Consider the following 24,144-nt stretch of genomic DNA (forward strand, 5'->3'; position numbering starts at 1 on the left):
ACCGCGACTGACCGCAACTGACTGTGAGCGACCGCGACTGATTGCGACCGACCGCAACTAACCGCGACTGACTCTGGCCGACCGTCGGTTCAGCGCACGTCGTCGAGGATCAGTTTCTGCTCGGTGCGCTTGACCTCGTGTTGCACGTCGCGGACGGCGTCGATGTTCGCGGAGATGCTCGTGACGCCCTCCTCGACCAGGAAGTCGACCATCTCGGGCTTCGACCCCGCCTGCCCGCAGATGCTGGTGTCAACGTCGAGTTCGCGGCACGTCTCGATCACGTCGCCGATGAGCGTGAGCACCGTCGGGTGGAGCTCGTCGAACCGATCGGCGACGTTGCTGTTGTTCCGGTCGACCGCGAGCGTGTACTGGGTGAGGTCGTTCGTCCCGAACGACGCGAAGTCGATGCCGCACTCCGCCAGCTCCTCGATGGCGAGCGCGCTTGCGGGCGTCTCGATCATCACGCCCCACCGGCGCTTCGCGGGGTCGATACCGACGGCCTCCATGTGGCGCTTGGCGGCCTCCACGTCAGACGCGTCGTTCACGAGCGGGAGCATCAGCTCGACGTTGTCGTACCCCATCTCGTAGAGGCGCTTGAACGCGGTCAGCTCCTGGCGGAACACGTCGGTCTTGTCGAGCGAACGGCGGATGCCTCGCCACCCCATCATCGGGTTGTGCTCGTTCGGCTCGGTCTCGCCGCCCTCCAGCTCGCGGAACTCGTCGGTCGGGGCGTCGAGCGTGCGGGCGCGGACGGGGCGGGGGTAGAACTCCTCTGCGACCTCGCGGATGCCGTCGACGAGCTCCTCGATGTACGCGTCTTCGCCGTTGTCGGCGATGTACTTCTCGGGCGTGACGCCCAGCGAGAGCACCATGTGCTCGATGCGCAACAGCCCGACGCCGTCGGCGCCGGTGGCGGCCGCGCGTTCTGCGGCCTCCGGGATGGAGACGTTCACCTTCACCTCCGTCGCGGTCATGGGCTTCACCGGCGTTTCGGGGCGGACCGCTTCGACGGGCTCGTACTCCTCCTCCTCGTTTGCAACGCTCCCCTGTCGGATGGTCCCCTTGTCTCCGTCGATGGTGACGACCTGGCCGTCCGAGAGCGCGCTCGTCGCCGAACCGGTGCCGACGACCGCCGGGACGCCCAGCTCCCGGGAGACGATGGCGGCGTGGCTGGTCATGCCGCCCTCGTCGGTGATGATGCCGACCGCGCGCTTCATCGCGGGCACCATGTCCGGCATCGTCATCTCGGTGACGATGAGGTCGCCTTCGCTGACCTGGTCGAGGTGGTCGAGCTTCGTGACGATCCGAACTTCGCCGGAGACGATTCCGGGCGAGGCGCCGAGTCCGCGCAAGAGCACCTCGTCGTCGTCGTCAGCCGCCGCCGCGGCGTTCGGGTTCGATCCGGCGTCGACCCCGCCGTTCGTCGCGGCCTCGCGCTCCGCGTTCGAGGGATTCGTCCCGGTCCCGCTGGTCGAGTCGGAGATGGTCGTGATCGGACGCGACTGGAGCATGTACACATCGCCCTCGTAGACGGCCCACTCGACGTCCTGCGGGCTGCCGTAGTGGTCTTCGACCTGCCGACCGAGTTCGACGAGGCGCTCGATCTCGGCGTCGGTGAGCACCCGCTCTTCCCGCTTCTCGGCGGAGACCTCGCGCTCGATGGTCTCGCCCGTCTCGGGATCTTTCTCCATCAGGATCTTCTTGTCGGCGACGGTGACTTGGTCGACGGCCGCCGTCTCCCGGTCGACGACGTAGTTGTCGGGGGAGACCGAGCCGGAGACGACCGCCTCGCCGAGGCCCCACGCGGCCTCGATGATGATCTCCGGCTCGCCCGTCGAGGGGTGTGAGGTGAACATGACGCCGGACTTCTCGGCGTCGACCATCTGTTGGACGACCACCGCGATGTCGACCTCCGAGTGGGGGAACCCCTGTCGCTGGCGGTAGTAGATGGCGCGCTGGGAGAACAGCGACGCCCAGCACTCCTTCACGCGCTCCAGCAGCGCGTCCTCGCGGACGTTGAGGAACGTCTCCTGCTGGCCCGCGAAGGAGGCGTCCGGGAGGTCCTCCGCGGTCGCCGACGAGCGGACCGCGACGAACGCCTCGCCGTCGTCGCCCATCGACCGGTACGTCTCGAGGATCTCCTCGCGAACGGACTCGGGCAACTCGGTGCCGAGAATGAGATCCCTGGCGGTTTGCTCGGCCGCACGCAGCGCCGCGGAGTCCTCGGGGTCGATGTCCATCGCGGCGAACAGTTCCTCGTCGATGCCCGCTTCCTCGATGAAGGTGCGGTACGTGCTCGCGGTCACCACGAACCCCGGGGGGACCGGCAGGCCGGCGCCGGTCAGCTCCCCCAACGAGGCCCCTTTTCCGCCGACGGTGTCCAGGTCGTCGGCGGTGACGTCGTCCAGCCAAAGTACAGCCATTTCGTATCTGGAGGGACCGAGGACTGAACCAAGAAGGTATCGACCGACGCAACAGAGCGAAAGTCTATACTCGGTTCTGAGTACTTCTCGTCGGATCTCGTGGCGTTTCGCGAATCGCGGGTCTCGGTATCGTTCCTCCCTCGAACGGCGCGGATCCGCCCGCCGTGAACCGGGAGGTTTTCCGCGACGGGGGCGACACGTCACGTGTGAACGAGGGTGTCACCGACGCGTCCGCGGTCGACCGAGAGCCGCCGGAGGAGCCGTACCTCGCGGCGGCGGCGGCCGATCGGTGGGACGTGCTGCGCTACGACGAGGATCCCGAACCGGTCCACCGGGTCCTCCCCGCTGGCGCGGGATCCGCCGTGGTGGGGACGTACGAACGCCGGGCGCGCTCGCGCCGGCGACTCGTGCTCGCGCTCGTCCCGATCGCGGCCGTCGGCCTCCCAGCCGCGGGCTGGCTGCTCGCGGGAACGCTCGGGATCGCGGTCGGCGCCGTTCTCGCGGCCGTGACGGCCGCGGTGATCGTTCGCCGCCACGTCGGCGAGGACGAGGAGGAACTAACCGACGTGCCCGAGGTCGTCGACGCCAGCGCGGACGGGGCGACGGCGCGCGCGTACGGGTTGGAAAACGAGGCGACGATCGCCGACGCCGAGGCCTATCTCGCGGAGAACCCCGGCGCAGCCCCCGACCGCTCGCCCGAGGAGGCGCTGGAGGCGGCACAGCGGGGGTGAGTTCTCCGGATCGTGTTTCAGCCACCCGGTTTTGTCGAAAACCGTAGTTTCAGCGAAAAACCGCAGGACGATAGCGAGGATCGGAACGGAGTTCAGACCTCGATGATCTCGTCGGCTTCGCCCTCGGGGACGCGGATCGTGCCCTCGAACGCGGTCACCGCGTCGCCGCCGACGATCGGCGCGCCGCCGTCGCCGCCGGCGGTGCCGGCGCGCACCCGGACGGTCCCCGGACGATCGACGTAGTGCCCCTGCTCGAACACCAGTTCGTCGGGCGTTCCCGCGTCGCCGTCGGGACCCGCGTCGCCGTCGGTGGCGGCCGCCGACCCGGGGACGGCGCTCGTATCGCCGCCGCTGAAGGCGGCAAAGTGATCGAGGTACGCGCCGCAAGCGCCGCTCGCGGTTCCGGTCACCGGGTCCTCGTCGATGCCGCTGCCGGGGACGAAACATCGCCCGTGGGCCGTGGAGTCGGGGCCGAGCGCGTCGAAGGTGAACGCATACACGCCGGCCGCGTCGTGCTCGTCGGCCAGCGCCGCGACCGCGTCGAAGTTGGGTTCCATGTCGCCGAGGTGTTCGAGGAAGTTCACCGGGACGACGAGGAACGGGAGCCCGGAGGAGGCGTACGCGACGGGGAGTTCGGCGCCCACGTCACGGAACGCCTCCGGGGTGACGCCGAGCACGTCGCCGAGGCGGTCGTACTCGACGTCGACTTCGTACACCGTCGGCGAGTTCTGCGTCATCCACACGCGTCCCTCGTCGGTCACCTCGATCTCGATGACGCCGACGTTCGTCTCCAGCGAGTGCGTGCCGGGACCGATGGCCCCCGTCTCGAACAGGCGGGCGTGGGCGGCGACAGTCGCGTGGCCGCACAGGTCGACCTCGGTGGTCGGCGTGAAGTAGCGAACGCGTCGGTCCGCCTCGCTCGACGGCCGCAGGAACGCGGTCTCGCTGGCGCCCAACTCGTTCGCGATCGCCTGCATCTGTTCGCCATCGAGCCCGTCGGCGTCGGCGACGACGCCCGCGGCGTTGCCCGCCATCGGCTCGGTCGTGAACGCGTCGACGAGCGCGGCGGCGCGGCGCGAGTCGTCGGACGCGTCGGTTGCGTCGGCCATGCACCGCTGTCGGGTCCGGCGTGACAAAACACCCGGTGGTCGGTGCGGGGATCGGGCGCGAACGGGACTTCGATTCGAGCGGCGCGATGGCTCCGATCCTCCGGACCGACTGGTTGTCGGTGGCCCGTTAGTCCGAAACCACGCCGCCATAGTCCCGGTGGACCGCGTCGCCCGCTTCCGCCAGCACTGGCCCCGCGGCGACCACGTCGCTGCCGAGACGCTCGTACACCTCCGCGGAGGGGAGACACGAGTCGGCGCCGTACAACTCGGCGCCGCGCGCTGCGGACGTGGAGTGGACGACCGCGCCGAGGCCGACGTGGGCGATCCCCCCCGCGCACATCGGGCACGGCTCGGTGCTGGTGTACATGATCAGACCCGCGCGCTGTTCGGGCGAGAACTCCCGCGCGGCGCGGTGCGCGAGCGTCAGTTCGGGGTGTCGACGCACGTCGTCTGCGGTGTTGACCGCGTTGCGCTCGGTCATCACGACCTCGTCGTCGCGGGCTCGAACGACGACGGAGCCGTACGGGTCGTCGCCGCGCTCGGCGGCGCCGCGGGCCAACTCGATGGCCTCGCGGACGTGGTCCTCGTGGCTGAGGCTGGCGAACCGGTCGGGGAGATCTGCGAGCGGCGTTGCCATAGCGGAGGATACCCGTCGAGCGACGTGTAGCTGTCGGCGACGGAGGGCGCGGCGACCGCCGTCGAGACGGGCTAGTTCCCTGCGCTCGGGAACGCTGTTCCCGTGCCAGCGTGACCCCGACACGACTAAACGGCGCGTCCGACACGGTCAGGTATGACCGAGATACACGAGGGACAGCGGGTGGCCGTGTTGGCCGACTCGCAGAACCTGTATCACTCCGCCCAGAGCGTCTACTCGCGCAACGTCGACTACTCGAAGATGCTGGAGAAGGCGGTGATGGGCCGGCAGTTGACGCGGGCGATCGCGTACGTCATCCGGGCTGACTCCCCCGACGAGGAGTCGTTCTTCGAGGCGCTGCGCGACATCGGCTTCGAGACGAAGATCAAGGAGATCAAGACGTTCGGTGACGGCAGCAAGAAAGCCGACTGGGACGTGGGGATCAGCCTCGACGCCGTGACGCTCGCCGACCACGTCGACACGGTCGTCCTCTGTACCGGAGACGCCGACTTCTCCCGGCTCTGTTCGCACCTCCGCCACGAGGGCGTCCGCGTCGAGGTCGTCGCCTTCGAGGAGTCGGCCGCGGCGGATCTGAAGGCGGCTGCGGACTCGTTCGTCGACATGAGCGAGCGCGAGGACACGTTCCTGCTATGAGCGGCGACACGACCCTCGACGACCTCCGGACGGTCGCGGACTACCAGTTCGGGGCCGGCGCGGGCGCCGCGCTGTTCCCAGCGGACGAGGACGTGACGGTCCGCCGGTCGACGAGCGGCCGCCCGCGGCAGGTCACCTCCGACGCCGGACGGGTCGTCTCCTACCGAACGAACGGTCGGTTCACGCTCGGCGTCGAGGGGGGGCGACGGATCCGATCCGTACTGCCACACCCCGAATACAGCGTCGTCGTCGGCGACGAGTCGGCGCCGTTCGTGCGGGACGGCAAGAACGTGTTCGCGAAGTTCGTGGGCGAAGTGGGCGACGCCGTCCGCCCGCGCGACGAGGTGGTCGTCGTCCACGAGGACGGCACCGTGCTCGGCGTCGGCCGAGCTGAGCTTGCGGCCGCGGAGATGCGCGACTTCTCGTCGGGGATGGCGGTGAAAGTCCGATCGGGCGCCGGCCCGGAGTAACCGGCGCCCGAAACCGGGTTCCCTGGTTCCTTCTCGGGGACGGCCCGGCGACTCGCGCACGCCTGACTCTCGCGTCCGCGGCGCGGGACGTGGTCCAGAGGAGTTCGTCGTCGGATCGCCAGCTCTCGGCGCGATTCAGAACTGCTCCCGCCCCGTCGCCGTCACGCGAGCAGCAGCGCCAGCCACCCGACGAGCGCGCCGCCGTTGACGAACGGAAGTCCGGCGTGAACGCCGCGGACGCGGTGCACGAACACCTGCAGCGCCGCGAGGCCGATGAGCGACCCGAACAGCGGCGCGGCCGCGGCGAGCGATCCCGGCGATGCGACCCCGACGCTCGCGGTCAACAGGGCGGGGAACAGCGCGTCGCCGGCGCCGAGCATGGTCGCCGCGGGCGTTCCCTCGCCGGTGACGGTCGCCCTCGCGTCGTCGTACCGGTCGTCGGTGGGAGCGACGAACATCGACGGCACCCGGAGGTCCGCGCTCGCGTCGGCCATGTCGAGCATGTGGCCGGAGCCGTACACCGCGTAGGCGTCGTAGCCGGCCGCGAGCACCAGTGCCCCGGCGGCGTACGCCGGGTCGAGGCTGGCGCCGAACAGCGCGGCGCCGCCGGCGACGCCGAGGACCGCGACCGCGTTGCGGACGGCGGGGCGGGGAACGCGCCACACGAGGACGGTCCCCGCGGCCGCGGCGACCGCGCCCGCGACGGGTCCCACGAACGCCGAGAGCGCGAACCACTGCGCCGCCCCGAGCGACACGAGCATCACCCCGCGGACGAGCCGGCGACTGGCACCGTACCGAACCACTGCCAGCGAGAGCACGGTGCCGAGTGCGAGCCCCAGCACCAGCGGGACGAGCGCGTCGCCACCGCTGCCGTAGCTGATCCCGGAGCCGTCGAGCCGGGGGGCGGCCGCGAGCGCGATCAACTGGGCCGCGAGAAACAGGCCCCCGACGCCGAGGGCGCCGCGGATCCGGGGATCACTGATGACGCTCGCCGGTCTCCCGGAACCCGACCGCCCGCTCACAGGTACTGCGCCAGCCCGAGCGCCTGCAAGAGCGGGACGCCCGCCACGATCGACCCGAGCAGGTAGCCGCCGATGGCACCGCCGTTCAACAGCGGCAGGCCGGCGTGCGGGCGTCCCTTCAGCACCATCCGAAGCAGGAGCCCGAGCCCGACGAACGTCCCGACGATGGCGAGCAAGGCCGGCAGTCCCATCGCCGGAACGACCGGGAGCCCGAACGCCGGCGCGGGCGACCAGAACGCCGCCGAGGCGGCCATCACCGCGGGCATCACCGCGTCGCCGAGCCCGATGAAGAAGACGTCGCGCTCGTCCTCGTCGGTCCCCTCGGTTGCGCCCTCGGTCGACCCCTCAGCGAGCAGGGAGTACGACCACTCCAGCGGGATGACGAGCACGACCGGAATGTTGAGGTCGAGGACGCCCTCCGCGAGGTCAAGCATGTGCTCGGTGCCGTACACCGAGATGGCGTCGTACACCGCGAGCACCGTCAGGAGGACGATCGCGGGCAAGAGCCCGAAGGAGATACCGAACAGTCCGGCCGCGCCGGCGCCCATGAGCGCGCCGGCGGCGTCGATCACGTACCACTCGGGATACGCGAGCAGGGCGACGGCGACCAGCGCCGCGGCGCCGACGGCGGCAAGCCCCGGGAGAAACACCGAGAAGACGTACCACGAGAGCATCCCGGAGGAGCCGACGATGACGAGTCGGACCGCCCAGTCGAAGTCGTACTTGAACGCCGCGAGCATCAGCGCCGTGACGACGAGGATGGCACCGAGGTACAGCGCGGAGTTGGTCGGGTTCTGCGGGTCCTCGACCGTCTGGTAGCCGGCGGCCTCGAACGTGGGTGCCAGCGAGACGGCGCCCACGTGGACGACGAGGAACAACAGCCCCGCGAGGAGGACGCCGCGGACTGCGCGAGTGTTCATCGACCGCCGGTAGGGGTGGCCCGCGTTTGGTGGTTGTGGTTACGATCGACTGGACACGCCGGCGGGTTCGGACGGTCGCGTCGCGTGGAGACGACGGATCGCCCGCTCACAAGGGAGACCGCAGGACCCGACTTCGAGTTCGATATCGCGCGTCGAGGTTTACAGAGACGGTTCCCGGATCCCGACAGAAACGGTCGGATACGCCTGATATCGGTGCTTTGGGGCCATCTATCCGGTCATCCGCCTGTCTGACGCGGGTTTATACGGGTGCGGCCACGTCCCCGTGTATGGGAAATCGGGTCGAGGACCTCGAGGCGCAGGTCGCTGAGCTACAGGCAGCCGTCGATGGACTGACCGAGGAACTGGTCGAGGCGAAAGAGCGCATCTCGCAGTTGGAGCGCTCGACGGAGGTCCGAGAGGAGTCGACGCCCGACCACAACCCGAATGCGGAGTTCGTCCCCAACGAGTCGGCGACAACCGGCGAGGCGGACGACGACCCCGAACTGGCCGACGAGGAGGGGGCCGCTCAGCAGGCCGCCCGCGGCGACGAGGAGGCGGCCGAGGGGTCAGACTCCACCGACGACGACTCCGACGACATCATCGTCGCGTAATCGACCCGCTGGCGCCGTCGGAGCGAGGCGCCGTGGCGGTCAACACACCACGCTCCAGACACACGTATGCACATCAAGGAACTCGTACTGGACAATTTCAAGAGCTTCGGGCGCCGGACGCGGATCCCCTTCTACGAGGACTTCACCGTCATCACCGGCCCGAACGGCTCCGGCAAGTCGAACATCATCGACGGCGTGCTGTTCGCGCTGGGGCTCGCGCGAACGCGCGGCATCCGCGCGGAGAAGCTCACTGACCTCATCTACAACCCCGGCTTCGAGGACGGCGAGGGCCCGTCGGGCGACCGCGAGGCGAGCGTCGAAGTCGTGCTCGACAACTCCGACGGGAAACTGGACCGGTCGCAGGTCGTCAGCGCCGCCGGCAGCGACGACGTCGGCGACGCCGGCGAGATCACGATCAAGCGCCGGGTGAAAGAGACCGAGGACAACTACTACTCGTACTACTACCTCAACGGCCGTTCGGTCAACCTCTCGGACATCCAGGATCTGCTCGCGCAGGCGGGCGTCACCCCGGAGGGGTACAACGTCGTCATGCAGGGCGACGTGACCGACATCATCAACATGACGCCCCACGAGCGCCGTGGGATCATCGACGAGATCGCCGGCGTCGCCGAGTTCGACGCCAAGAAGGAGGACGCCTTCGGCGAGTTGGAGACCGTCGAGGAGCGCATCGACGAGGCCGACCTCCGCATCGGTGAGAAAGAAGAGCGGATCGAGCAGCTCGCCGACGAGCGAGAGACCGCGCTCCAGTATCAGGGCCTCCGCGACGAGAAGGAGGAATACGAGAGCTACCTCAAGGCCGCCGAGCTGGAGGAGAAACGCGCCGACCTCGGGGGGACGCGAGAGTCGATGGAGTCGCGCGAGGACGAACTCGAGGAACTGCGGACGGAGCTCGACGAGCGGCAGGCCCGCGTCGACGATCTGGAGGCCGAACTCGACGAGATCAACCGCGAGATCGAGCGCAAGGGCGAGGACGAACAGATCGCCATCAAAGCCGAGATCGAAGAGATCAAAGGCGACGTCTCTCGGCTGGAAGGGAAGATCGAGAACCAGCGAGAGCGCGTCGAGGAGGCCGAGACCGAGCGCCGCGACGCCTTCGTCGCCATCGACAAGAAGACCGAAGAGATCGACGAACTCGACGCCGAGATCCGGGAGACGAAAGTCGAGAAGGCGAACGTCAAGTCGACGCTCACCTCGAAGCAGACGGAGTTGGCGGAGGTGCAAGCGGAGATCGACAGCGTCGACACCGAGTTCGACGAGCTGAAAGCCGACCTCGCAGAAAAGAAGGAGACACTCGAAGAGCGCCGCGCCGAAAAGAACGAACAGCAGCGGGAGAAAGACCGCCTGCTCGACGACGCGCGCCGCCGCTCGAACGAGATCGGCGACGTCGAAGACGAGATCCAAGAGACGCGCGAGGCGATCCCGGACCTGAACGCGCGCGTCTCGAACCTCCACTCGGAACTGGACAAAGCCGAGAAAAACAAAGCCAGCATCGACGGCGTCATCGAGGACCTCCGCGCCGAGAAGGAAGGACACCAGAGCGACCTCGCGGAGGTCGAAGAGGACATCCGCGCGAAACAGCAGGAGTACTCCAAACTGGAAGCGCGGGCGGGGGACTCCGGCGACACCTCGTGGCCGCGGGCGGTCACGACAGTCACGAACGCGCAGTTCTCCGGCGTCCACGGCCCAGTCGGCGAACTGGCCTCGGTTTCCGGGGAGTACGCGAAGGCGTGTGAGACCGCCGCGGGCGGCCGGCTCGCGAACGTCGTCGTCGACGATGACGGCGTCGGGTCAGACTGCATCGACTACCTCAAGCAGCGCAACGCGGGCCGCGCGACCTTCCTCCCGATCACGGAGATGGACGACCGGGGCCTCCCGTCGCTGCCGAACGACCCCGGCGTCGTCGACTTCGCGCGCAACCTCGTCGACTACGAGGACCGGTACGAGCCGATCTTCTCGTACGTGCTCGGGTCGACGCTGGTCGTCGAGGACATGGAGACCGCGCGGCACCTGATGGGCAGCTACCGGATGGTCACGCTCGACGGCGACCTCGTCGAGAAGTCCGGCGCGATGACGGGCGGCTCGGGCGGCGGCTCCCGGTACTCGTTCTCGAAGTCCGGGAAGGGGAAGCTGGAGCGCGTCGCCGAGGAGATCCACGGGTTGGAGGACGAGCGTCAGCGGATTAAATCGGAGATCGCCGACATCGACGACGACCTCGACGACGCCCGCTCTCGCGCCTCCGACGCCGCCGAGAAGGTTCGCGACATCGAGTCCGATATCGAGCGCGCCGAGGAGAAACTCGAGGAGAAGGAAGAGCGGATCGGGGAGTTAGAAACGCGCCTCGAGGAACTGCGCGAGGAGCGGGAGTCGGTCGACGAGGAGATGACGGCGCTCGACGAGGAGATCGATGCGGCCGACGAGGCGATCGCGTCCGTCGAGGCCGACATCGAGGAGCTTGAGAGCGAGTTGGCCGACTCGAAGATCCCGGAGCTGTCGGCTGAGGCCGACGAGATCCGCGCGGATATCGAGGACCTCGAAGCGCGCATGGACGACCTCGACGGCGAGTTGAACCAGCTCCAACTGGAGAAACAGTACGCAGAGGACGCCGTCGACGACCACCACGACACCGTCGAATCGGCGCAGTCGAAGAAGGCCGACGCCGAAGAGCAGATCGACGAGTTCGACGAGCAGATTGCAGACAAGGAGGCCGCCCTAGAGGAGAAACGCGACGCCATCGCGGAGCTCGAGGAGGAGCTCGCGGACCTCAAAGAGGAGCGCGAGGCCGTCAAAGAGTCGTTCCGCGAGGCGAAATCCGCGCGCGACGAACAGGAGAGCGAGGTCGAGCGCGTCGTCTCGAAGCTGGAGTCGCTGCGCGAGACCGCCGAGCGGCTGGAGTGGGAGATCGACTCGCTGGAGGAGCAGGTCGGCAGCTACGACCCCGAGGAGATCCCCGACCACGACACCGTCGAGTCGGAGATCGAGCGACTGTCGGCCAAGATGGAGGAGTTGGAGCCGGTGAACATGCTCGCGATAGACGAGTATGACGACGTGCAGTCTGATCTCGACGACCTCCAGGAGCGCCGCGACGTGCTCGTCGAGGAGCGCGAGGCGATCGAAGAACGGATTGACCAGTTCGAATCCCAGAAGAAAGCGACGTTCATGGACGCATTCGAGGCGATCGACGAGCAGTTCACCGAGATATTCCAGCGCCTCTCGGCGGGGACCGGCGAGTTGGTCCTGGAGGACCCCGAGGACCCCTTCGAGGGCGGACTGACGATGAAGGCGCAGCCGGCGGACAAGCCCGTCCAGCGGCTCGACGCGATGTCAGGCGGCGAGAAGTCGCTGACGGCGCTGGCGTTCATCTTCGCCATCCAGCGGCACAACCCCGCGCCGTTCTACGCGCTCGACGAGGTCGACGCGTTCCTCGACGCGGTTAACGCCGAGCGCGTCGGCGAGATGGTTCACGACCTGGCGGGCGACGCGCAGTTCGTCGTCGTCAGTCACCGCTCGGCGCTGCTGGAGCGCTCCGAGCGCGCCATCGGCGTGACGATGCAGTCGGACAACGTTTCGGCCGTCACCGGCATCCAGTTGGGCGAGGACGGCGAGCCGGTTCCGGAGGCGAGCGCGGATGATTGAGGCGCCCGGCGACGCGGGGATCGCCCCGCCCGACGAGGCCGACGACGACGAGGTCGAGCCGGTCGAGGTGCTGGTCAACCTCGCCGAGGAGGGCGAGATCGACCCGTGGGACATCGACGTGGTCGAGGTGACCGACGCGTTCCTCGACCGACTCGACGAGGCAGACCTCCGGACCGGTGGGCGCGCGCTCTTCTACGCGAGCGTCCTCTTGCGGATGAAGTCAGACGACATGCTCGCCGCGGACGACGACGACCCGGAGGACGATCTCGAGCCGTGGGAGCGGGCCTTCGAGGGCGACGCCGCGATGGCCGACGACGCGCCGATCGACGACGGCTTCGATCCGGTGAACGCGCTGGAAGACGAGATGGACCGCCGGCTGGAGCGAAAGAGCACCCGCGGGTCCCCCGAGACGCTGGACGAACTCGTGCGGGAACTGCGGGAGGCAGAGCGCGGCACCTGGTGGAAGGAGTCGCGTCAGTACGACACCAGCGAGTCGCCGAAGGGCTTCTCCCGCGGGACGCAGACCCTGGAGTACCACGGCGCCGACGACCTCCGGCGCGAGGGCGAACCCGGCGAGTCGGACGTGACGGGCACGACCCACGAGGAGGACATCGAGGCCGTCATCGAGAACGTGCGCGCCGAGTTGCGCCCGCAGTACGAGCGGGGGCGCACCGAGGTGCTGTTCCGAGAGATCGCGAGCGTCGGGTCCACCGCCGTGATGACGTATCTCGCGCTGCTGTTCCTCGCGCACCGCGGCGAGATCACCCTGGAGCAGGACGACCTCTTCGGTGACCTGTGGGTTCGCGACGCCGGCGTTTCCGCCGTCGGCGACGAGGCGATCGCGGACTGACGACGAACCGTTCTCGCTTCGTTCGCGGATGTGCTACTCGGTCCGGCGACTATCGATCGGCACGTGGTGGTTCGACCGAGAGCCGCTGGAGAGTCAGTCGGCGATAGAGCCAGCGCGCACATCGAACGCCACCGTGTATCACCCTGGCGGGACAGCGTCACACTCACTTCCCGTATGGGCAACATAACATAGGGGATCCCGCCAGTACGTGCGCGAAATGAACTACAAGAGTGTCGCTGAACTCAGCGAGGACACTCAACAGTTTGCTCGGGAACACTCGGGAGACGTCGACCTCGTCGTCGGGGTTCCGAGAAGCGGCCTCCTAGCCGCGAACATGCTATGCCTCTCTCTCGACGTCCCGATGACGGACGTTGACGGGCTCTGTGAGGGTCGGCTGCTCGACACCGGTGAAAGGTACCGGGAGGATCGCTCGTTCCGCGACCTCGACTCCGTGTTAGTCATCGATGACTCTGTGCGATCGGGAGCACAGATGACGAAAACGCGGAATCGACTCGAGGAACTGGATCTGCCGTTCGACGTCTCGTACGCTGCGGTATACGTCTCTCGAGAGGGTCACAGATACGTCGATTACTGGGGCGAGATCGTCCCCCGACCTCGTGTCTTTGAGTGGAACCTCATGCATCACCCACTGTTGCAGAACTCGTGTGTTGACATCGACGGCGTTCTTTGTCGAGACCCGACCCCCGAGGAGAACGACGATGGCGAACGGTACCGCGAGTTTCTCACCGAAGTCGAGCCGAACATCGTTCCGAACCAGCAGATCGGACACCTCGTCACGAGCAGACTCGAAACGTATCGGACGGAAACAGAGGAGTGGTTGGACGAGCACGGATTTCAGTACGACAGGCTTGTGATGATGGATCTGCCGAGCAAGGAGGCGAGACAAGCGCAGGGGAACCACGCGCAACACAAGGCGAACGTGTACGACTCCACGGACGCTCCGCTCTTCATCGAAAGCAGTCAGCGGCAATCGAGCGAGATCTGTCAGCGGACGAGTCGGCCGGTGTTCTGTTACGGAACTAACGAGATGATCCGGCCCGGCCGGGCGAAGCGAACGTACCAACAGAGCAGATCGTACGTGTCGAGGCTGAGAGAGAATCCCGCGACGTTCTCCGTGAAGGCCGCGAAGCATCTGTTTTTTCTCACTCATAATTTCATCTCCGCCAGGATCCAGTGAGTAGGACTCTCGGCGATGAGTTTCCAACCGGGACGTTCCCGATGACGCAGATGCCGTCAGTGCAGACGATCACTTGTAGCAAAAGCGTTAGGTAAACTCAGCTGCCATCGCGAGCGCTTCGCTCCTGCAGTAACTGGTGGGGAATTTCGGTCCGACTCATACCGCGCTGTTCGGTTTCGCACCGATGAGCATCGATACCCCTCTCCCCTCACGGATGGGGTGCTCCGTGACCGAGAATCCTTGTGATTCGAGAGTAGCACGGACATCCGCCACTGAGCTGCCTTGTATTTCCAGTCGCTCTGCGTGTGTCTCGCAGTACACCAATCGACAATCAGGGTCAGATAGTGTTGCGTCCAGTCCACCGAGCACCGCCCGCTCGGCACCTTCGACATCTATCTTGACGACGGTCGGCCGGGGGAGGTCTTTTTTGACGATGAACTCGTCACCGCGGACTTTCGAAATCGCGATCGAATCGACGCCGTGGTCCCAGTCCGAGACCAGCGTATGGCCGGCCGATCCGACGTTCTCCAACGTGATCGTGAGTTCCGTTTCTCCCGTGGAATCGGCGAGCGCGCGCCGGAAGACAGAGATGTCGGCTCCGTTGAGGTCTGCGTTTTCTTCGAGCCGTCCGGCGTTGCCGGGGTGTGGTTCGAACGCAATAACGGGTTGGTCCACCACGTCTGCGACCAGACAGGAGTACAGACCGAGATTGCCGCCGATGTCGTAGAAGACGTCGTCAGGGTGGAGATTCGACACGAGATGGTCGAGGATCGGTCGTTCTTCGATCGTCCGAAAGTCCGACCACTCGTTTCTTGTCGGGATGAGGAATCGTGCGCTGGCGCCTCCAATTTCAACCGCTTGTACTTCGCCAGCTAACCGGTATTGGAGGTGGGTCCACTGGCGATAGAAAGGCAGTATCACGGACTTTAGACCGGCGGCTTCGACGAGGTGTCGTACTCGGCGATAGAAGCGTGAGGCCATAGATCCCATTCCCCAAATGAACCGGGACCAATCAAATTAGTATACGTTTGTTACTTTACGATCTCTGGTGTAGTCCGCTCATAATTCGATTCTCGTTGTATTCTTGCTGTGAGAATTTAACCGGCTATCTTCTCCGATTCGCGTTCACTCTTGCAAACGACACATGTATTTTCCAGACGTAACTGGCGGTGATCAGTTCGCAATAGCTCTCTGCCGGCTGGTTCGTCGGTAGTCATCGAACCAACGCGTGGCATGCCAATAGCGCTGTTCGCCCGGGGTCGTCGTCCTCAGTCGTCCAGGTACTCGTCGACGAAGATGCCGACGCGCTCGCGCGTCTCCTCGGGGACGGCTTCGGCGGGCGTGTTGATCGTCCCCTCGAGCGAACCGTGCGCCTCGCAGTCCATCACGTCGGGGAAGGTGCGGACGGCTTCCTCGACGGTCTCTTTGATCGCCTCCTCGTTGGCGGCGGCGTTCTCCAGCACCTCCTCCAGCGTCACCTCGGCGTCCTGCTTCCACACGTCGTAGTCGGTGACGCCGGCGACCGTCGCGTACGCCATCTCGGCCTCGCGCGCGAGCTTCGCCTCCGGGATGGCGGTCATTCCCACGAGGTCCCAGCCCTGGGACTTGTAGAACTCCGATTCGGCCTTGGTAGAGTACTGCGGCCCCTCGATACAGACGTACGTGCCCTCGTCGACCACGTCGGAGTCGGCGCCGAGGTCGTCGAGCGCGCGGTCGGCGGCGTCCGCGAGGTGTTCGGCGAGCTTCGGCGAGTACGGCCGTGTGAACGGCTGATGAACGACGATGCCGTCGCCGAAAAAGGAGAGGTCGCGGTGTTTCGTCCGGTCGTAGATCTGGTCCGGGATGACGATCGTCTGGGGCGGAAGTTCCTCCTTCAGCGAGCCGACGGCGTTGCTGGCGATGACGTACTCCACGCCGGCCTGTTTCAGCGCGTAGATGTTCGCCTTGTACGGGAGATCCGTGGGCGACCGCTGGTGGTCGGGCCCGTGGCGCGGGAGGAAGACGACCTCCCGCCCGGTCTCGCCGAACTCCCCGATCTCCAGGTCCGCGGAGGGTTCGCCGAAGGGCGTCGTCACGGACTCGGTGCGCGTGTTCCGCAGCGGGAGCGCCTCGTAGATACCGCTGCCGCCGATGAAGCCGATGGTCATGCGTGGCAGACGATTCTGGCGGTTCGGGGTAAAGAGGTGCGGATCCGAGCCGGGACCGACGACAGCGCGCCTCGCCTCCGATCCGTACGCCTTTGTACCACGGCGAGGGAGTCAACGCGGACCCATGCTACTCGCCGGAACCGTCGTCGCCGACCCGGAGACGGTCATCGAAGACGGCGCGGTCGTCGTCGAGGGCGACCGGATCGCCGCCGTCGGCGACGAGACCGCCCTCCGCGACCGCTACCCCGACCACGAACACCGAGCGTTCGGGATCGTCGCGCCCGGCGCGGTCGGGGCACACATCCACTCGGTGCAGTCGCTCGGCCGGGGGATCGCCGACGACGCGGCGCTGCTCGACTGGCTGAACGATCACGTGCTCCCGATGGAGGCCGGCCTCGGGGCTGACGGGATGCGACTCGCAGCGGAGTTGGGGTACCTGGAGTGCATCGAGTCGGGCGTCACCACCGTGATCGACCACCTGTCTGTCCACCACGCGGCGGCCGCGCTCGAGGCGGCCGTCGACTCGGGGATCCGCGCTCGCGCCGGCAAGGTGCTGATGGACACGAACGCGCCGGACGGGCTCCGACAAGGGACCGAGCGCGCGCTCGCGGAGTCGGAGGGGCTGATCTGGAACTACCACGGGGCCGACGACGGCCGGATCCGCTACGCCGTCACCCCGCGCTTCGCCGTCACCTGCACCGACGAGTGCTTGCGCGGCTGTCGCGAGTTGGCGGACGCGTACGACGGCGTCCGGATCCACACCCACGCCTCGGAGAACACCGACGAGATCGGCGTCGTGGAGGAGCGCACCGGCAGGCGAAACGTCGAGTACCTCCACGAGGTCGGCCTCACCGGCGACGACGTGATCCTCGCGCACTGCGTCCACACCGACGAGGCCGAGCGCGAGATCATCGCGGAGACCGGAACCCACGTCACGCACTGCCCCTCCTCGAACATGAAGCTCGCCTCCGGGATCGCACCCGTCGAGGACTACCTCGCGCGCAGCGTGAACGTCGCCCTCGGCAACGACGGCCCGCCGTGCAACAACACGCTCGACCCGTTCACCGAGCTCAAACAGGCGAGCCTGCTCGCGAAGGTCGACGCCCGCGACCCGACGGCGGTCGACGCCGCGACCGCGCTCCGGATGGCGACCCTGAACGGCGCGCGGGCGGCGGGCTTCGACCGCGTGGGCGCGCTCCGCGAGGGGTGGAAGGCCGACGTGATCGGCGTCGACACGGACCTCACCCGGGCGACGCCGGTCCACGACCCCGTGAGCCACCTCGTGTTCGCTGCCCACGGCGACGACGTCGCGTTCACCGCGGTCGACGGGGCGGTGCTGTACGACGAGGAGCGAGGCGGGCACCAGACCCTCGACGCAGAGCGGGTCCGCCGCGAGGCGAACGCGTTCGACGTGCCCGGCCTCGACGCGTGAGGCGACGACAGTCGCGGGTCTCTCGACGGACGCGCTCGGACACACGTACCCGCCGGCGGCACCCACCGGGATCGTGACCCAAAACGACAGCGGGGAGGCGGCGAGCGCGACGACCGGCGGGATCGCCAGCAGCGCCACGAACGACCACGACTCGGCGACACCGTCCGGATTGACGAGCCGAAACGGGACCATCAGCAGGGCGAACACGAGCCACGACAGGAGCGTGTTGGATGCACAGGCGTACCCGGCGCCGACGTTCACTGTCCGCCGGTTCGCGCTCGTTCGGCCGCCTCGACGTAGCCGCGGGTGAACTCCGGAACGTCCTCTTCGCTGGCGATACGGTCGAGGGTGTACCAGTCCACGGCCGCGATCTCGTCGGGCGCAGCCGGATACGGCCCGCCAGCCTCGTGCGCTGCGAGACAGACGACGTTCAGACACGGATCGCCGGCGGCTAACTCGAACACGCCGCTCGTGACGACGGACGCGTCACCGACCTCGACGGCGACCTCCTCGCGGAGTTCCCGGCGGACGGTCGACTCGATGGCGCCGCCGTCGCCCCTGTCGTTGGGCGACAGTTCCATCGTGCCGCCCGGGAGTCCCAGCGTCCCGGGCGCGTGATCCTCGCCGGCGCCGCGCTCGATCAGGAGGTACTCCGGGTCGCCGTCGCGGAGGCGGTACACTGCGGCGTCGACGTTTACGACGTACCTGTCGGTCATGTGCTCGGATCACGGAGGTGCGGGAAAGCGGTTTGGTCGGCGTGTTTCGTGATACCACGCGTGAGAAGCGTTCAAGACCCACCTTCGCTTCGTAGGAGTCATGAATGGGTCCCCCTCCTCAGCGCAGGCGTCGGATCTCGTCGAGGGCGACCTCCTCCGACCGATGCTGCGCGTCGCGTGGCCGTTAGTGTTGATCCAACTGCTGCAGGTGATGTACAACGTCGCGGACACGTTCTGGCTCGGCCGGCTTTCGGCGGACGCGGTGGGCGCCCTCTCGCTGGCGTTCCCGATCGTCTTCTTGTTCATCAGCGTCGGCGGCGGCTTCACCGCGGCGGGGGCGATCCTCGTCGCCCAGCACACCGGCGCCAGCGCGGCCAGTTCGGGGAGCGCCCGGGAGGCGGGTAAAGTGGCGGGCACGGCCCTTGGGTTCGTAATGCTCGTGGCGTTGGTGCTTGGCGCGCTCGGCTACCTCGCCGTCGAGCCGGCGCTGTCGCTCATTCCGGCCAACGAGGCGACGGCGACGGACATCGTGCCGCTGGCGGCCGCGTACATGCGGGTGTTCTTCCTCGCGACGCCGTTCCTGTTCGGCTTCTTCGTGTTCGTCTCGCTGATGCGCGGCTACGGCGACACGCGCGCGCCGCTGCGGGTGATGGTCGTCTCCGTCGCGGTCAACGTCGCGCTCGATCCGTTCTTGATCTTCGGATGGGGACCGTTCCCGGCGCTCGGGATCGAGGGCGCCGCGTGGGCGACGCTGATCTCCCGCGCGATCGCGACGGTCGTCGGCTGGTACGTCCTGTTCGGGACGCCCGCGGGACCGGCGATCCGCCCCCGCGACTTGGTCCCCGACCTCGGGATCGTCCGGAAGGTGGTCAAACTCGGCGTCCCCTCGGCGCTGGAGCAGTCTGGCGTCTCGCTCGCGTTCGTCGTGTTGACGGCGCTCGTGGCGACGTTCCCGCCCGCCGTCGTCGCGGCGTACGGGCTTGGCAACCGGCTCATCTCGCTGGTGTTTCTGCCGGCGATGGGGCTGGCGCAGGCGACGAACACCGTCGTCGGGCAGAACCTCGGCGCGGAGAAGCCCGACCGTGCGTGGCGCGCCGTCCGTGCGGCCTTGGGCGTCGTGGTCGTCGTGATGGTCCCCGTGGCGCTCCTGACGGCGGCGTTCCCCACCCCCATCGTGGAGGTGTTCCTCCCGCCCGGGTCGCCCGACGCCGGCGAGACGATCGCCTACGCGTCGACGTATCTGCGGATCGCGTCCGCGATGTTCGTCTTCCTCGGTGTGTTCGAGATCTCGCGGGGCGCGTTCCGGGGCGCCGGCCGGACGACGACGGCGCTCGCGCTGTCGCTCGTGGCGGTGTGGCTCGTTCGCGTCCCCGTCACCTACGCCGCGGTGTTCGTGTACGACCTCGGCACGACGGGGATCTGGTGGGCGGTCGTCGCCGGCGACGTCGTCGGCGCGATCGCCGGGCTGGCGTGGCTCCTGCACGGGACGTGGATGCGGTCGGTGGTGGAGCCACCGTCGGTCGTCCCTGCGGACGACTAACCGCCGCGTTCCGGTTCCGCGTCGGCCGTGGCCGTCCGGTACACCGCGGCGCCGGCGACGAGCGCGATCACGACCCCCGCGCCGATGCCGACGCCGGCGCCGATCGCCCGCGTCCGTCTCTCACTCGAGGGACGCATGACCCGTTCGCACGCGTCGCGGACGCTTCAGTAGGCGCCTCGTATGCGCCGCCGACAGGCCCGGTTCCGACCGGTCACACCAGAAGGCCGCTCTCCAACAGCGCGATCAGCCCCGTCAGCAGCGGGATGGATGCGAGCGTCGTCACGAGGATCACGGTGCTCACGTACTCGGGGACGGAGACGCCGCCGATCTCGAGGTCGTCGGCGAAGGCGCCCACGAGGATGAGCGGCGTCACGGCAGCGGGCATCGCCGATTCGAGGACGAACACGCGCGCGACCGTCGCGTCCTGAAACCCGACAGCGAGCGCGATGGCGACCGCGACCGCGGGCGCGACGGCCATCTTGAGGATCGAGGGGGTCGCCGCCTGCGAGAGCGCGGCCCCGTAGTCAGTTCGCGAGAGCTGGATCCCGAGGATCAACAACATCACCGGAATGGACGAGTCGCCGACCAGTTGCAGCGTCTGCATCACGGTTCCGGCGGCGGGCGGGACGACGCCGAGCGCCCGCGCGCCGAGCGCGACCGGAACGGCCCACACGAGCGGGATTTTGAACACGCGCCGAACCCCCCGAAGGCCACCGCCGCCGCCGGCGCGGGAGGCGACGTACACGCCGACGGTGTAGATGAGCACCGACTGGATCGCGAGATACAGCACCGCCGCCGGACGGCCGCCGGCGGGGAACGCGAAGTCCGAGAGCGGAATCCCGTAGTTCCCGGAATTGGGGAACGTCGCCGCGAGCACGAGCGCCGAGAGTCGGGGCTCCGACTCGCCGAGCAGCCGACCGACTCCCTCGGCGACGACGAGCATCCCGAGGACGTACGCCGTGACCGCGACCGTCATTCGGGCGATGGTGGCGCCCGAGAAGGCGGCGGTCGCGAGGCTGTGGAGCACGAGCGCGGGCGCGAGCACGTACACGACGACCGTGTTTAGCGGGCCCGCATCGACGTCGCTTGCGCGTCCGAGCGCGAAGCCGACCGCTGCGACCGCGATGATGGGGAGGACCGCTCCCGCGAAGATGTCGAGAAGCGCCACGCCGTCGGCGCGCTACTCCCCGTCGGCGTCGACGCCGTTGGTAAGCAGCCGGTAGCCGTCGGCGGTCTCGCGGATCACGTCGCGGCGCACCATCTCGTCGACGACCTCCTCGACGCGGTCCGGCTGGGCGATCTCCATCTCGATCCGGTCGATCCCGTGGAACTCCGCGAGGTGGTGGCGCACGTCCTCGACGGTGAACGCCTCGGCGTCGGCCTGCTCAATCGCGCCCGTCGTCAGATCGATCATGTCCTCGATGAAGTTCCAGGGGTACACCATCCACGTCCACTCCTCGAGCTGTTCGCCGACGAAGTCGGGGTCGAACTCCGAGGTCTGGAGGAGCTGGAGCGTCGCCGTGCGCACCTCGCCGCAGTCGCGGTCGGCGACGTACTCGTGGGCTCGCTTGATCGACCCGCCGGTGTCGGCGATATCGTCGATGATGAGTACGTCTTTCCCCTGGACGCTGCCCTCGGGCATGGGGTACCGGACGGTCGGTTCGCCGGACTTCTCGGCGGTGCCCACGTAGTGCTCCATCTTCAGGCTCGTGAGGTCGTTGAGCCCGAGGAAGTCGCAGATGCACCGCCCCGCGAACCAGCCGCCGCGCGCGAGCGCGACGACGACGTCCGGCTCGAAGTTCGCGGCCTTCACCTGATCGGAGACGTCCCGACAGAGTCCGTAGATGTACTCCCAATTCGTGACGGTGCAGTCGAAGTCGTCAGGGAGGTCGCTCATTACCGTGTCCTCGTGCCGGTGTTCGTATAAGGGTTTACAGCCGCGGTTGCGTGGGTTCGTTGCCGGGGCTCGACGACGGCGGGTCAGCAGCCCCGTCCGCCGGAGTGATCGTCGAGACGAGCGGAGTCACAAGTCGAGACGAGCGGAGTCACAAGTCGAGACGGGCGGGATCACAAATTCGGCCAACAGGGAAACGCCTTTACTCGCGTCGGATCTGTACTTCGGTAATGAGCGAGACGCCGACCTCGACGCGCGCCGTCGTCGTCGAGCCTTGCGTCCGCCCCGCCTTCTCAGCGAAACCGAAACGTGTGTGAGATCGCTCCCGGCCTGGCGTAGCGGCCGGTCGGGGGCGAGTTTCGGTCCGCCGTTCGCTCGCCCGTACCCATCTGCGACAACCGACGAACTCACCCAGACACCACACCCATGACGATATCCCACGACACCTTCGCCGGCGTCTACCCGGCGATGACGACGCCGTTCACCGACGGCACCGACGAGGTCGATCACGAACAGCTCGCCGCCGACGCGCGACGACTCGCGGACGCCGGCGTCGACGGGCTCGTCCCGGTCGGCTCGACCGGCGAGGCCGCGACGCTCACCCACGACGAACACGCCGAGGTCGTCGAGACCGTCGTCGGCGCCGTCGACGTGCCCGTGATCGCCGGCACCGGCTCGAACTCGACGCGCGAGGCGCTGGACCTGTCCGAGCGCGCGGCCGACGCCGGCGCGGACGCGATCCTGCTCATATCGCCGTACTACAACAAGCCCGAGCCGGCGGGCCAGTACGACCACTTCGCGACCATCGCGGACGCGGTCGACGTCCCGCAGGTCGTGTACAACGTTCCGAGCCGGACCGGCCTCAACCTCGACGTCGACACCGTCGTCGACCTCGCGGCACACGAGAACGTGCAGGGGTACAAGGCCGCCTCCGGCGACGCGAACCAGATCTCGGAGATCATCGAGCGCACGCGCGGGGAGGCGTTCGACGTGCTCTCGGGCGACGACGGGATGACGCTCCCGATCATGTCGATGGGCGCGACGGGGACCATCTCGGTCACCGCCAACGTCGAGCCCGAACGGACCGCGGAACTGGTCCACGCCGCCCTCGACGGCGACTTCGAGCGCGCACGCGAGATCCACCACGAACTCGGGCCGCTGACGCGCGCGCTCTTCGGCGAGACGAACCCGATCCCGGTGAAGGAGGCGATGGCGATCCGAGGGTACGGACCGGCGGAACTGCGCCCGCCGCTGACGCGCGGGAGCGACGAGACGCTGCGCGTGCTGACGGAACTGCTCGCGGAGTTGGAGGGACCAGCAGACGCGGCGTCGCCCGCAGATGGGGCCTGAGATGGCGGTCGAGACTGGCGACACCGTCCACATCGCCGTCACCGGCGCCGGCGGGCGAATGGGTCGGGAAGTCATCGAAGCCGCGAGCGACCGCGACGACTGCGAGGTCGCGCTCGCCGTCAACCGCTCGCCGGTCGATCCCGTTGCCGGCGTCGCGGTCGACGACGCGACCGACCTCCCGACGCTGCTCGCCGACGCGGACCCGGCCGTCGACGTGCTCGTCGACTTTACCGGCCCCGAATCCAGCGTCGAGTACGTCGCCGCCGCCGCCGATGCCGGCGTCGCCTGCGTCGTCGGCACGACCGGTTTCGACGACGAGCAGGAGGGCGCACTCGCCGACGCCGTCGAGTCGGTTCCCGTCCTGCGCGCGTCGAACTTCTCGCGCGGCATCGCCGCGCTCCGTCGCGCCGTTCGCGAGGCGGCGGCGGCGCTGCCCGGCTACGACGTGGAGGTCACCGAGACCCATCACAACGGGAAGGTCGACGCGCCCAGCGGCACGGCGCTCACACTGCTCGACGACATCGAGGACGCGCGGCCTGACCTGGACAAGCGCGTCCACGGCCGGGAGGGCGACGCCCCGCGGACGGACGGCGAGATCGGCGTTCACGCCCGCCGAGGGCGACATCGCCGGCGAGCACGAGGTGCTCATGGCCGGCGACGAGAACGTGCTCGAACTGACCCACCGCGCCGGCTCCCGGCGCGTCTTCGCCGCCGGCGCGCTCGACGCCGCCGCGTGGCTGACCGACCGCGACGCCGGCGAATACGACTTCACGGAGGTACTCGACTGAC

At 68.0% G+C, this 24,144-nt stretch carries 21 protein-coding genes and 1 pseudogene; 11 read left to right on the forward strand and 11 right to left on the reverse strand.

Going from position 1 to position 24,144, the window contains the following annotated elements; all coding sequences use genetic code 11:
* Positions 1 to 89: 89 nt before the first annotated feature.
* Entirely contained in the window at positions 90 to 2,423 is a 2,334-nt protein-coding gene (ppsA, locus tag P0Y41_RS00820; protein ID WP_284062124.1) for a phosphoenolpyruvate synthase, read from the reverse strand.
* Between the two features lie 206 nt (positions 2,424 to 2,629).
* On the opposite strand from ppsA, the gene P0Y41_RS00825 reads away from it, so the two are divergent.
* Positions 2,630 to 3,154, forward strand: coding sequence for a hypothetical protein (locus tag P0Y41_RS00825; protein WP_284062125.1), 525 nt, complete (start codon positions 2,630 to 2,632; stop codon positions 3,152 to 3,154).
* A gap of 92 nt (positions 3,155 to 3,246) precedes the next feature.
* Here P0Y41_RS00825 and P0Y41_RS00830 read toward each other — a convergent pair whose 3' ends face one another.
* Together P0Y41_RS00830 and P0Y41_RS00835 are read right to left on the reverse strand one after the other, a co-directional pair.
* Positions 3,247 to 4,263, reverse strand: a complete 1,017-nt coding sequence (locus P0Y41_RS00830) for a PhzF family phenazine biosynthesis protein (protein ID WP_284062126.1) — start codon at positions 4,261 to 4,263, stop codon at positions 3,247 to 3,249.
* A gap of 127 nt (positions 4,264 to 4,390) precedes the next feature.
* Positions 4,391 to 4,900 carry a nucleoside deaminase gene (locus P0Y41_RS00835; RefSeq protein WP_284062127.1) on the reverse strand — a complete coding sequence of 170 codons (510 nt, stop codon included), beginning with the start codon at positions 4,898 to 4,900 and terminating at the stop codon, positions 4,391 to 4,393.
* 153 nt (positions 4,901 to 5,053) lie between these two features.
* On the opposite strand from P0Y41_RS00835, the gene P0Y41_RS00840 reads away from it, so the two are divergent.
* On the forward strand, positions 5,054 to 5,551 hold the full coding sequence (locus P0Y41_RS00840; RefSeq protein ID WP_222922063.1) for a LabA-like NYN domain-containing protein: 498 nt from the start codon (positions 5,054 to 5,056) through the stop codon (positions 5,549 to 5,551).
* The gene (locus P0Y41_RS00845) at positions 5,548 to 6,021 is read left to right on the forward strand and encodes a PUA domain-containing protein (protein WP_284062128.1); all 474 of its coding nucleotides are present in this window, start codon (positions 5,548 to 5,550) and stop codon (positions 6,019 to 6,021) included. The genes P0Y41_RS00840 and P0Y41_RS00845 overlap by 4 nt, the downstream gene beginning before the upstream one ends.
* A 161-nt stretch (positions 6,022 to 6,182) precedes the next feature.
* Here P0Y41_RS00845 and P0Y41_RS00850 read toward each other — a convergent pair whose 3' ends face one another.
* A complete protein-coding gene (locus P0Y41_RS00850) occupies positions 6,183 to 7,043 on the reverse strand; it encodes a presenilin family intramembrane aspartyl protease PSH (RefSeq protein WP_284062129.1) in 861 nt (286 codons plus the stop codon).
* Entirely contained in the window at positions 7,040 to 7,963 is a 924-nt protein-coding gene (locus P0Y41_RS00855; RefSeq protein WP_284062130.1) for a presenilin family intramembrane aspartyl protease PSH, read from the reverse strand. The genes P0Y41_RS00850 and P0Y41_RS00855 overlap by 4 nt, the downstream gene beginning before the upstream one ends.
* Before the next feature lie 287 nt (positions 7,964 to 8,250).
* On the opposite strand from P0Y41_RS00855, the gene P0Y41_RS00860 reads away from it, so the two are divergent.
* The 4 genes from P0Y41_RS00860 to P0Y41_RS00875 all read left to right on the forward strand — a co-directional run bounded on the left by P0Y41_RS00860 (position 8,251) and on the right by P0Y41_RS00875 (position 14,276).
* Positions 8,251 to 8,574 (forward strand): DUF7518 family protein, encoded by a 324-nt coding sequence (locus tag P0Y41_RS00860; protein ID WP_284062131.1) that lies wholly within the window; start codon positions 8,251 to 8,253, stop codon positions 8,572 to 8,574.
* A 66-nt stretch (positions 8,575 to 8,640) separates the two neighbouring features.
* Positions 8,641 to 12,228: a chromosome segregation protein SMC gene (gene smc / locus P0Y41_RS00865; protein ID WP_284062132.1), complete on the forward strand. Its 3,588-nt coding sequence runs from the start codon at positions 8,641 to 8,643 to the stop codon at positions 12,226 to 12,228.
* Positions 12,221 to 13,078 (forward strand): segregation and condensation protein A, encoded by an 858-nt coding sequence (locus P0Y41_RS00870; protein ID WP_284062133.1) that lies wholly within the window; start codon positions 12,221 to 12,223, stop codon positions 13,076 to 13,078. The genes smc and P0Y41_RS00870 overlap by 8 nt, the downstream gene beginning before the upstream one ends.
* Positions 13,079 to 13,295: 217 nt before the next feature.
* Complete coding sequence (locus tag P0Y41_RS00875) at positions 13,296 to 14,276, forward strand: orotate phosphoribosyltransferase (RefSeq protein ID WP_284062134.1); 981 nt, start codon at positions 13,296 to 13,298, stop codon at positions 14,274 to 14,276.
* 156 nt (positions 14,277 to 14,432) lie between these two features.
* Here the strand turns inward: P0Y41_RS00875 and P0Y41_RS00880 are convergent, their stop codons facing one another.
* Entirely contained in the window at positions 14,433 to 15,266 is an 834-nt protein-coding gene (locus tag P0Y41_RS00880; RefSeq protein WP_284062135.1) for an FkbM family methyltransferase, read from the reverse strand.
* Between the two features lie 278 nt (positions 15,267 to 15,544).
* On the reverse strand, positions 15,545 to 16,423 hold the full coding sequence (mtnP, locus tag P0Y41_RS00885) for an S-methyl-5'-thioadenosine phosphorylase (RefSeq protein ID WP_284062136.1): 879 nt from the start codon (positions 16,421 to 16,423) through the stop codon (positions 15,545 to 15,547).
* 124 nt (positions 16,424 to 16,547) lie between these two features.
* Between mtnP and P0Y41_RS00890 the strand changes: the two genes are divergently transcribed.
* Complete coding sequence (locus P0Y41_RS00890) at positions 16,548 to 17,855, forward strand: 5'-deoxyadenosine deaminase (RefSeq protein ID WP_284062137.1); 1,308 nt, start codon at positions 16,548 to 16,550, stop codon at positions 17,853 to 17,855.
* 257 nt (positions 17,856 to 18,112) lie between these two features.
* On the opposite strand, the gene P0Y41_RS00895 is transcribed toward P0Y41_RS00890, so the two are convergent.
* Positions 18,113 to 18,571 carry an NUDIX hydrolase gene (locus P0Y41_RS00895; RefSeq protein WP_284062138.1) on the reverse strand — a complete coding sequence of 153 codons (459 nt, stop codon included), beginning with the start codon at positions 18,569 to 18,571 and terminating at the stop codon, positions 18,113 to 18,115.
* A 100-nt stretch (positions 18,572 to 18,671) separates the two neighbouring features.
* On the opposite strand from P0Y41_RS00895, the gene P0Y41_RS00900 reads away from it, so the two are divergent.
* Complete coding sequence (locus P0Y41_RS00900) at positions 18,672 to 20,111, forward strand: MATE family efflux transporter (protein WP_284062139.1); 1,440 nt, start codon at positions 18,672 to 18,674, stop codon at positions 20,109 to 20,111.
* Here P0Y41_RS00900 and P0Y41_RS00905 read toward each other — a convergent pair.
* The 3 genes from P0Y41_RS00905 to P0Y41_RS00915 form a co-directional block, all read right to left on the reverse strand.
* Positions 20,108 to 20,248: a hypothetical protein gene (locus tag P0Y41_RS00905; RefSeq protein ID WP_284062140.1), complete on the reverse strand. Its 141-nt coding sequence runs from the start codon at positions 20,246 to 20,248 to the stop codon at positions 20,108 to 20,110. The genes P0Y41_RS00900 and P0Y41_RS00905 overlap by 4 nt on opposite strands.
* A 74-nt stretch (positions 20,249 to 20,322) precedes the next feature.
* Positions 20,323 to 21,279 carry an AEC family transporter gene (locus tag P0Y41_RS00910; RefSeq protein ID WP_284062141.1) on the reverse strand — a complete coding sequence of 319 codons (957 nt, stop codon included), beginning with the start codon at positions 21,277 to 21,279 and terminating at the stop codon, positions 20,323 to 20,325.
* 12 nt (positions 21,280 to 21,291) lie between these two features.
* Positions 21,292 to 22,008, reverse strand: a complete 717-nt coding sequence (locus P0Y41_RS00915; RefSeq protein ID WP_284062142.1) for a phosphoribosyltransferase — start codon at positions 22,006 to 22,008, stop codon at positions 21,292 to 21,294.
* Positions 22,009 to 22,431: 423 nt separating this feature from the next.
* On the opposite strand from P0Y41_RS00915, the gene dapA reads away from it, so the two are divergent.
* Together dapA and dapB are read left to right on the forward strand one after the other, a co-directional pair.
* Entirely contained in the window at positions 22,432 to 23,355 is a 924-nt protein-coding gene (gene dapA / locus P0Y41_RS00920) for a 4-hydroxy-tetrahydrodipicolinate synthase (protein WP_284062143.1), read from the forward strand.
* A 1-nt stretch (position 23,356) separates the two neighbouring features.
* Positions 23,357 to 24,143 (forward strand): annotated as a pseudogene (gene dapB, locus P0Y41_RS00925) (4-hydroxy-tetrahydrodipicolinate reductase).
* Position 24,144 lies beyond the last annotated feature (1 nt).

This window comes from Halobaculum halobium, assembly GCF_030127145.1.
Classification (GTDB): domain Archaea; phylum Halobacteriota; class Halobacteria; order Halobacteriales; family Haloferacaceae; genus Halobaculum; species Halobaculum halobium.